Source organism: Dysgonomonas sp. 511, from assembly GCF_010501105.1.
Lineage (GTDB): Bacteria > Bacteroidota > Bacteroidia > Bacteroidales > Dysgonomonadaceae > Dysgonomonas.
In genome coordinates, this window is sequence record NZ_QVMQ01000067.1 from 1 (window position 1) to 9,250 (window position 9,250).

The following is a 9,250-nucleotide window of genomic DNA, read 5'->3' on the forward strand; positions in this document are numbered from 1 at the left end:
GTTATTTCAAATATGGACTTGATTATATTTTTCAGTGGTTAGATAAACTTGATTTTAAAGAAAATATGAACCCTATGATATTTTTGTCATGTACTTAGCCGACAGGTTGCTTGATTTCCTTTCTGCCAGAGCGTTGCATGGCGAAACTGCGGATAATATCCTGTTTACTTGAAGCTAGCACTCCTTCGGCTTCAAGCAACTTGGCAGTATCGTTCATCACATATGATACACATCCCTTGAATGACTTTCCCTTGATATTCTTAGCGATCATCCAGTATCCTTTTAATTCTGATCATCATTCCCATTATATTAATGCTTTCCGCAATATATTCTGCCTGATTAGCTTTTTTTGCGATCTGGTTTAGGTTATTTGCAATCCCTGAAAGTTTTCGCATAAGGTCAAGTTCCTCCAATGTGAAACGGGATTTTACTTTCCCTTTAAGCACCATTTCCCGTGCATATTGTGTAGCTTTCATCCCTATTTTCTCTGCTTTATCCTTAACTGAATTGAAATCCACCTCCGTTAATTTGAGGTTGATTGAGAAATTTAGCTTCTCTTTTTCCTTAGCCGGACGGCCACGTTTGGGCTTCTCTTCTTTCTTATCTTCCATAACATATACATTTGGTTATGGAATCTTTCCGGCTATTCAGATAGCCGGGCAAGGCGAAACGGAAGCGACCACCGGGAGATGAAGCGAAGACTTGCAAGACAACCTGACCACCATGCGACCATCGGGAGAATAACGGGAAGGTTGTCTGGCGAACCCAAACCATGCGACCATCGGGAGCGGGTGCAGGAGTTCGCAGCCCCGCAGGGCAAGGTATGCACAGGAGGAACAAGAAAGAGCCGCAGGCGAATTTCGGGTTACCCGTGCGATTACCTTGCTCCTTTGACGACGACAAAAAAATAAAGAGGCGAGAGTCTCTTTGTTTTTTGCTTCGGCGGCAACTGTTATACACTATCCGGGGCATAAAACGTAGAAGCCCGGATTCTCTAATGCGACTTAAATTGGAGGTCGCCTTAAAATAATTTTCTTCATTCATCGGTCTGTCATTTTAATATTTCAGACCACGAAGAAAATTAATAATATCCGGTCAATGTCAAAGCCGGATTGGCATGTATAACTCTGCTATATATTGCTTGTTTGACCGGAAAGCAATCAGTGCGAATTGCCCCGATTTGCCAATTGATAAATTCAGGCAAACCATTGAGAGATAAAAAAAGCCATACTTGTTCTGCAATTATTCAAATAGTCTTCCTAATAGCATGTCCTTGGTGCAAAACGCACCCTTTCAATGCATAAGAAACCGACATTGTATATTGACAAACAGAATGTTATATATTCGCGGTTGAAAGATTGGAAAGATTGAATTTGGCAGATTTTATAGACAGGAGAATATACAAATATCAATCTGTCGATAAATTTTGAGACTTGGAAAATCTGTCGTTTTTCTGATTAGAAGTTTTTCAAGTTGGTTTTACATTTTGAAAACTTGAAAAATATCAAACATGAAAACTTGGCGGTTTGGTAATTTGAAAAACAAGGAAACTTGAAAACAATAAAATAACAAAGCTTGAAAAACTTACAAATATCAATATGTGTAATTCTAAAACTTGAAAACAAGATGAAAAAAGAACCGTTATTTATCGCCTTCTCCACTCAAAAGGGTGGTGTCGGCAAAAGTACATTTACAGTACTCGTGGCAAGCTATCTGCATTATCTCAAGGGACTGAATGTTGCCGTAATGGATTGCGACTATCCGCAATGCAGTGTCTACGACATGCGTAAACGTGAAATCCGGCAGTTGGAAACCAACCTACACTATCAGTCCAAAGCTATTGCCCTGTTTGATTCGCTGGGTAAACAGACCTATTCCATCGTATGCTCCAAACCGGAAGAAGCAATCCTGAAAGCCCGTGAGTTTTTGGCTGGCGAACCAGCCGACTATGATGTGGTATTTTTCGACCTGCCGGGAACCATCAACAACGATGGGGTAATTTCAACCTTTATGTCGATGGATTATGTTTTCGTGCCAATGGCTCCCTCTCGGATGTCAATGGAGAGTACACTCTCATTCATTGTTCCTGTAAAAGAAGTATTGAAGGAATACAAAGACCTGAACCTGAAAGCCATCCATCTGTTTTGGAATCGTGTCGATGGACGTATCAAGAAAGACTGGCTCGAACACTACGAGAAACTTATCTGCCAATTTGGATTACCGCTGATGCAGACAGTTATCCCGCAATCCGTCCGCTACGACAAGGAACAGTCCATCGAGGGTAGCGATGCTGTTTTTCTATCCACAATCTTTCCTGCTGATAGGAATTTACTCAAAGGCAGCAACTTGGATTTGCTGGTTAATGAAATTATGGAGATTATTCACCTTAAACCTCAATTATAATGGCAACAGAAAATAAATTCGATAAACTCCGCTCAATGGTACATCAGGGTGTGCCGTTAGAAAAGACTATGGAGAATACAACACCGGAAGAAGTAAGGTCCGCCAGCGTGGATTCGGAAGTTACAGAAGCAGTATCCAAAGTTCCTGAACCGCCTACAAAACCATCAGAGAGAAGAAAGCGCAAACCACAGGCAGATTATCAAAGCTTGTTCTTCAACCGGATAGACTTCACTCACCGGAAGCCGCTGTACATAACTGCCACGACCCACCGCCGGTTGATGCGGATTGTCCACCTGATGGATGAATCAAAAGCGACTATCAGTAGCTATGTAGAGAATATTATCCTGAACCATCTGGATACGTTCAAGGAAGAGATCGATACCATTTATCAGACGAACAATATAAACCCGACAGAATAATGAAAGAAATGTTTATAAAATTCTACGTATTGGTTAGCCTGTGGTTTTGGGCTGGGATGCTCCTGAGTAGTCCGCTACGCAGGGCTTTTGGCGATATGCACCGCAGGCTCTTGAAAAGAATCTATGATGCTACTTGGGGACAAGTGGTAAAAGCATATAAAAAAGTAACCAGTTCGATATTAAAGAGATTTAAAGACACCACGCTTTATGTGGAGAATCGTACTTATGAGCTACGTGTAAAGGTTGCCCGCTCGCTGGTAAGTAAAGAGCTACTCGAAGAATTGTCAGAGAAAAACTTCGTAGCAGCAATTTCAAAAGCAAGACAAATAGGCACATGGGGGCATGGGACTTCTTTTGAGGAACTTCAGATGTTGGGCGGTCTGGCATCAGGCAGGACAGTTGACAGAGAGGAAAAGAAGGCTGCCTTAAATGTCGCATTTGAACTTTGTGATACTGACCTCTTCGAGCAGATAATAACCCGAATACCCCGTGCGCAGGAACGTATATTGTTGGCTTTTGAACAGGCAGAAGGGAGCGCTCCTTATGACTCCATCAAAAATGAGGAGTTCCGAAAATTTATACGGGAGTAATGGCTCGTGTAAAACGGGGCAGCCTTCGGATTGATTTTCGAGGGCTGTTTCCTTTTCTAAGAGAAAATTATTCCAATTCTGAAATGAGTTTGTCTCCGAAACCCCGGACAACCCCGGACAAATGCTGCCACAGCCTGATTCTTTGCTTTTTAACCGATTTTTTGTATATATATTTGTGCTTCGATTGAAATTAATACTTAAAAAATAAAGATATGGAAATAATAAATATTGAAGCACAAACTTTCGAGAAAATGCTCTCCAAGTTTGAAGATTTTGCAAGCCGGATGGAGCATCTATGCCGCTTGCATGGAGACAGGGACATGAAAGAATGGTTGGATAATCAGGACGTATGCCAGCTTTTGAATATCTCGAAGCGGACACTTCAAACGTTACGGGATAACGGAACATTGGCATATACCCAAATCAGCCATAAAACTTATTACAAACCGGAAGACGTGGAAAAAATCGTTCCAGTAGTAGAAGAAAAACGCAAACAAGCTAAATATAAAGGAAAACAGGTATGAGCAATCAATTAATTACATCAGAAAACGAAAGGGTAAAATCATTTTTCCTTTCACTCGAACGGCTATCTACTGCGATAGAGAAGCTGTTTACAGCTCGCAAGCCGACATTAAACGGAGAAAGTTTCTATACGGATGAGGAACTGTCCAAGAAATTAAAGTTGAGCCGGAGGAGTCTACAGGATTATAGGAACGAAGGACGAATCCCCTATATCAAGCTGGGCGGCAAGATACTGTATCGGTCTTCGGATATTGAGAAGCTATTGCAAGAAGGTTATCGGGATAAGTTCAGGTAGCCACTTACGGCAAGCATCAGCCCTTGAATTTCTTTCCCTTTTTCGACTGATAAACACCTCTTAATGGAAGGAGAATAAATAAGACAAGGCTATTTTGGTAAATACTCTTTTTCGTCCCGTGAAAAAGGAAGANAGATTTGGCAAAATACCCGAAGGGTTTAGCCTTGTCGTTTTATTTCCTTCTTTTTTCTTTGTGTTCAGATGAAAGAGGGCTATAAAAAACGGCAGGCTTAAAAAATGAAAAGTCTGCCGCCGGTTAGATGAAATATGTGTCATTTCAACAATTTGCGATTTTCAACTTCCTGCAATACCCGCATCTGTTGAATAGCTATCTGATTGAGCTTTTGCAGTCGTTCCGGTTGCGGCACTTGCTCATTTATCAGAACAGCATTAATATTTTCCATATTAGACAGGCATATCAGTTCGTTAATAGTAGCATAATCGCGGATATTACCTTTCAAATCAGGATTAGCATCGCGCCATTGCTTTGCGGTAATACCGAAAAGAGCCATGTTTAATACATCCGCTTCGCTGGCATACACGATTGATATTTGTTGAGCGGTAAGTTCCTCCGGTATAAGATTATGCTTTACTGCATCCGTGTGAATATGATAGTTGATTTTCGACAGTTCCCGTTTGGCTGACCAGCCAAGTTGTTGCTGTTCATGCTCTTTAAGGCGTTGGAACTCTTTGATGATATACAATTCAAATTCAACCGAAATCCAGCTTGCAAATTTGAAGGCAATATCTTTATGCGCAAAAGTTCCACCATATCGTCCGGATTTTGAAATAATGCCTATTGCATTTGTTGATTCAATCCATTTTTGAGGAGAGAGGGTAAAAGCATTTAATCCCGCTTCTTTCCTAAACCTATCGAATTCGATAGGTTTAAAATCCGGGTTATACAAACTCTCCCAAATTCCCAGATACTCAATTGTATTTCGATTACGCATCCAGTTTACAACCACAATAAATGGTTCTTCTGACTTATATTTTGCAATATCCGTCAGAGAGATATAATCGGCATTATTGATACTAACAACTGTAACTTCTGTTTCCTGTACTTTTATTTTAGCCATTATTATTTCTGTTTATTATTGTGGTCAAATTAGCCACAACTTGGTTCTACAAATTTAGTTTAAATTATTGATATCCATTATATGTAATGGAAGTATATACTTTGTTGTATCCTCTTCTCTAACGAACTTTTCAATTATATACCTGCGAAATACTTCCGCATTTCTCGATTGAATACGAAACGAAAGAGCTATTATCATTTCCAGATTATATTGTTCTACGAAATTGCCATTCTTGTAACGATAAGTCCGGCAAACTTTACTTTCGTCCAATACTCCGTTTTTTAGGATGGCACGAATGTTTGCGTTTATTTTACCTACAAAGCATTGGAACAAATCAGCAAGCTGATGCTGTGACATCCAGATTCCGGCTGATGCCGGAACGGATACTGTACCGTTTTCTATGGTTATTATCTCTCTATTCATGATTGTCCGGTTTGAATTTCGTTATTTTGCATTGTTTTTCTTCGTTTTGCTACCACTATGAGCTGGTAGTTTGTATTTCCGACCGATGCGGTCGCTAATTTTCTTCACGTCTTCATTAACTTTTTGCCGGGTAAGTTTTGCGTAAATTTGGGTAGTGCGGATACATTTGTGTCCCATCATCTGACTGACCGTTTCCAATGGAACTCCACGGGAGAGCGTAATAAGGGTTCCGAAATTATGACGGCTCATATGGTAGGTAATCCGCTTTTCAATTCCGCATAATTTGGCGACCTTGTTCAAATTGACCTGAACGCAAGAGGGAGATGGCATCTTGAAAATCTTATTTCCGTTGCGCTCCGCCTTGTACTTTTCCATTATCTGCAAAGGGATATCTAACAAGGGTATATTGCACCGGATACCAGTTTTCTGCCGGTTGATGTCGATCCAGAAACTGTCATTCCTGCCTTTATGGATATTTTCCTCTGACAGGTTACACATATCCGCATATGACAGACCGGTAAAAGTCGCAAATACAAACATATCCCGTGTATGGCATAAGCGCTTGGAGGCTACCGGAACGTTCATGAACTTCTCCAGTTCCTCCAGAGTCATGTGCCTGCGCTTACGGGGAGGCTGTTCGGGAATATAGGCGGCAAAAGGATTTTTATGTAACGTCCCCTGACTGATAGCCCGCCGAACTATCTTCCTAAGAATGATTGTATAAGTCGATATTGTATGGGCGGTGAATCCCTGTTCGATACGCAAATAGGAATCAAACTTCTCAATGAAAGATAATTCCAGTTGCCGTAACGGTATATCTTCCATGCCGAAATGGATATGCAGGAAACGTCCCACCTGTTTAGCTACGGCTTCATAAGCCTTGATGCTCCCTTTGGAACGTGTAACACCTATCTGCTTGGCATACTCTTCGTTATGCTCGTGGAAGAGTTCCAACAGATTTTCTTTTTTCCTTCCGATACCACTTACTGCATTTTTGACAAGCTCCGCCGTAATATATCCCTGCTCGTCCAATATCTGTTTATAGTACCGATTGATTCTATCAGTTAGTTTCTCTATCTGATAATTCGTTTCGGCAGTATGGTGGCTTTTGCCGGTCATGCGGTAGGCTTTCGCATCCCATAGCGACGGGTCAATATCTATTCCGGCAGAGAACTGGGCTACTTCCGCATTGATAGAGATTCTGCCCATCAACGGGCACATGCCGTTTTTCTTTATCTTCTGCCGGTTGATATAAAACAGAACTGCAAAAGTGCTGTAAGTTGTATTGGAATGACTGCTCTTATTATTTGTATTCATAATCCCCTCCTTTATTATAGTACATTGTTATTCGCCAAATGAAATTTGCCGGACAGACGTTTATTCAGGTGGCGCATATCTTCACCGATTTTCTCATTGCTTACCTGTGCATAGATACGGGTGGCTCTCCAATCCCGATGACCGAGTAATTCAGCTACTGTTTCCAACGGAACTCCCTGAGAAAGAGTAACTACGCTGGCATAGCAGTGACGTGCCATATGAAATGTAACCCGCTTATCTATACCGCATTCCGCAGCTATTCGTTTGAGATAGATGTTAGTTTTACTGCAACTGATCATGGGAAATAATTTACCGTCTTTCGCCAGTCCCCGATATTTTTCGATTAACTGCAAAGGGATTTCCAATAGTGGGATGTGACATGGTGTTCCGGTTTTCTTCCGCTTGAGATTTACCCATTGGACACCATCTTCGGCAATGGAAAGATTCTGCTCGGTTAGATTGCGCATATCACTGAATGCGATACCGGTAAAACTCGAAAATAAGAACATGTCGCGAATGAAATTCAAGTTCGGGCGGGATAGCTTTGCTTTCATCAGCTTTTTCAATTCTGCGGATGTCAGGGATTTGGGGACAATGGGCGACGTTATAAATTCATAGTCGATAAATGGATCGTTGCGGAGAAGCCCATTATTGATGGCTATCTTTACGATTCTGCGAAGCTGACCGATAGTATTTACAATCGTTTGGGGAGCAAAACGGAGTTCCACACGCAAATAATAGTCATAATCGGCTACAAACGATGGAGTCAATGCCTGAAAGGATATATCGCCAATATTGTACTTCTTTCGCATGAAGCGTTTCAGGTGGTTAAGGGAGATGCCATAACGTTTGTAGGTTTCCATACACCGGTTCACACCGACACTTTTCAGGAAATGCTCATTATGTGCTTCGTAGTATTTGACAAGGGTGTCCTGTTCGGATGCGATGCCCTGAAACGTATTTTTTACATCTTGGGCATATACGTTCTCCTTTTTCACCGACAAATCCCGATAGGCGGAATGGATGGCTACACAGATTTTGTTTAGGGAGGCATTAATGGAGAGTGCTGTTTTGCTTTTGCCGGTAGCCCTGCCGGACTTGGTATCCCAAAGGGATACCGGAACACATACTTTGGCACTAAACTGCACCATTGATTTTCCGATGCGGATACGTCCCAGAACGGGAACGGTTCCGTCTTGTTTCTCCTCATTTCGTTTGAGGTAGAAACTCACTTTTACTTCTGTCATAATTAACTCTTTTACAGGTTACAAAATTAACTGTTATAGAGCTAATCAACGATACGCAAATTACTGTGATTCAGTGAATAAAAATCCAGATTCCGGCTTGTTTCTTACACAACAGAAGAACAAGTCTATAATCGTTCTTCTTTCATGGGAAAATCCGTTGTTTGGATGGTTACTGCAATACAAAAACAGGTAACGCATTCGTAACGGAAAGTCTTCCGAAATACACAATATTTTGCTTTTTTACTGCTTGCAGCGGAGAGAAAATTAATGAAGTTAGCACCAATAGGTCAGCCATTTACGCCATTTTATCCGTTTTTGCTTTTTGGGTGCATAGTTTGGTAACGATTCTTGTCTTTGGATTGTCTCTCAAAATGCCACTTTTGGCTTAGAGTTGACTTATACTCTTACTAATTCCAAAGTTACTATTTTTTTGTAAATATTCGATAAACTATAAGAGCCTATTTAAATTTTCTTTATATAGTCAAAAATAATTCTTTGCAGCTTTTTCTATTCTTTTTTATCCAAAATCTGTTTCATATTCCTCGAAAGTGGAATAGTTTTTATGTCCCTTGCCCTTTATTTTTGCCAATTTCGTTTTATCAATTCGATCTTGTATATAAGTGACTAATTCATCAAACTTATTTATTGATACATTATAAATTGTTCTTGTAGGGGCAATTTTGAATTCCTTCTTTAATATAGCACCAAATGCAGCATAATTCATCCTGTCCTTACCGACCTCATATTCTTTGTATTCATTATATCTCTTGATCAAATGTCCTATATAATTGGCTTTTATTGTATCATAACCAATACAACCTTCCGGATATTTAGGCTTTGGGGATCTTTTAGATTCCTTTATTTTTCAAGTTCGCTAGTTAAAACTATGTACTTTAGTACAAGGCTTTAGCTTCTATAAATGTTTAAAATTCTATCTTTGTAACGTTTATGGAAA

The 9,250-nt window shown here is 40.4% G+C and carries 13 protein-coding genes; 6 read left to right on the plus strand and 7 right to left on the minus strand.

The window, feature by feature from the left end; all coding sequences use genetic code 11:
• Positions 1 to 94: 94 nt before the first annotated feature.
• Both D0T57_RS15160 and D0T57_RS15165 read right to left on the minus strand, forming a co-directional pair.
• Positions 95 to 271, minus strand: coding sequence for a hypothetical protein (locus D0T57_RS15160; protein WP_163274315.1), 177 nt, complete (start codon positions 269 to 271; stop codon positions 95 to 97).
• Positions 261 to 611 (minus strand): MobC family plasmid mobilization relaxosome protein, encoded by a 351-nt coding sequence (locus D0T57_RS15165; RefSeq protein WP_163274316.1) that lies wholly within the window; start codon positions 609 to 611, stop codon positions 261 to 263. The genes D0T57_RS15160 and D0T57_RS15165 overlap by 11 nt, the downstream gene beginning before the upstream one ends.
• Positions 612 to 689: 78 nt before the next feature.
• Here D0T57_RS15165 and D0T57_RS15170 point away from each other — a divergent pair, with 78 nt between their 5' ends.
• From D0T57_RS15170 to D0T57_RS15195, 6 genes are all read left to right on the plus strand, one after another.
• Positions 690 to 911: a hypothetical protein gene (locus tag D0T57_RS15170; RefSeq protein WP_163274317.1), complete on the plus strand. Its 222-nt coding sequence runs from the start codon at positions 690 to 692 to the stop codon at positions 909 to 911.
• Between the two features lie 715 nt (positions 912 to 1,626).
• On the plus strand, positions 1,627 to 2,403 hold the full coding sequence (locus D0T57_RS15175; RefSeq protein ID WP_163274318.1) for a ParA family protein: 777 nt from the start codon (positions 1,627 to 1,629) through the stop codon (positions 2,401 to 2,403).
• Positions 2,403 to 2,822 carry a DUF3408 domain-containing protein gene (locus D0T57_RS15180; protein WP_163274319.1) on the plus strand — a complete coding sequence of 140 codons (420 nt, stop codon included), beginning with the start codon at positions 2,403 to 2,405 and terminating at the stop codon, positions 2,820 to 2,822. The genes D0T57_RS15175 and D0T57_RS15180 overlap by 1 nt, the downstream gene beginning before the upstream one ends.
• On the plus strand, positions 2,822 to 3,412 hold the full coding sequence (locus D0T57_RS15185; RefSeq protein ID WP_163274320.1) for a hypothetical protein: 591 nt from the start codon (positions 2,822 to 2,824) through the stop codon (positions 3,410 to 3,412). The genes D0T57_RS15180 and D0T57_RS15185 overlap by 1 nt, the downstream gene beginning before the upstream one ends.
• 212 nt (positions 3,413 to 3,624) lie before the next feature.
• Complete coding sequence (locus tag D0T57_RS15190) at positions 3,625 to 3,936, plus strand: helix-turn-helix domain-containing protein (protein ID WP_163265374.1); 312 nt, start codon at positions 3,625 to 3,627, stop codon at positions 3,934 to 3,936.
• On the plus strand, positions 3,933 to 4,229 hold the full coding sequence (locus tag D0T57_RS15195) for a helix-turn-helix domain-containing protein (protein WP_163274321.1): 297 nt from the start codon (positions 3,933 to 3,935) through the stop codon (positions 4,227 to 4,229). Before D0T57_RS15190 ends, D0T57_RS15195 begins: the two co-directional genes overlap by 4 nt.
• Positions 4,230 to 4,501: 272 nt before the next feature.
• On the opposite strand, the gene D0T57_RS15200 is transcribed toward D0T57_RS15195, so the two are convergent.
• The 5 genes from D0T57_RS15200 to D0T57_RS15220 all read right to left on the minus strand — a co-directional run bounded on the left by D0T57_RS15200 (position 4,502) and on the right by D0T57_RS15220 (position 9,070).
• Complete coding sequence (locus D0T57_RS15200; RefSeq protein WP_163274322.1) at positions 4,502 to 5,308, minus strand: KilA-N domain-containing protein; 807 nt, start codon at positions 5,306 to 5,308, stop codon at positions 4,502 to 4,504.
• A gap of 54 nt (positions 5,309 to 5,362) precedes the next feature.
• On the minus strand, positions 5,363 to 5,731 hold the full coding sequence (locus D0T57_RS15205; RefSeq protein WP_185154691.1) for a protein-tyrosine kinase: 369 nt from the start codon (positions 5,729 to 5,731) through the stop codon (positions 5,363 to 5,365).
• 21 nt (positions 5,732 to 5,752) lie between these two features.
• Entirely contained in the window at positions 5,753 to 7,048 is a 1,296-nt protein-coding gene (locus tag D0T57_RS15210) for a site-specific integrase (RefSeq protein ID WP_163274323.1), read from the minus strand.
• A 14-nt stretch (positions 7,049 to 7,062) separates the two neighbouring features.
• On the minus strand, positions 7,063 to 8,295 hold the full coding sequence (locus D0T57_RS15215) for a site-specific integrase (RefSeq protein ID WP_163274324.1): 1,233 nt from the start codon (positions 8,293 to 8,295) through the stop codon (positions 7,063 to 7,065).
• A gap of 517 nt (positions 8,296 to 8,812) precedes the next feature.
• Complete coding sequence (locus D0T57_RS15220; RefSeq protein WP_185154692.1) at positions 8,813 to 9,070, minus strand: hypothetical protein; 258 nt, start codon at positions 9,068 to 9,070, stop codon at positions 8,813 to 8,815.
• Between the last annotated feature and the right edge of the window lie 180 nt (positions 9,071 to 9,250).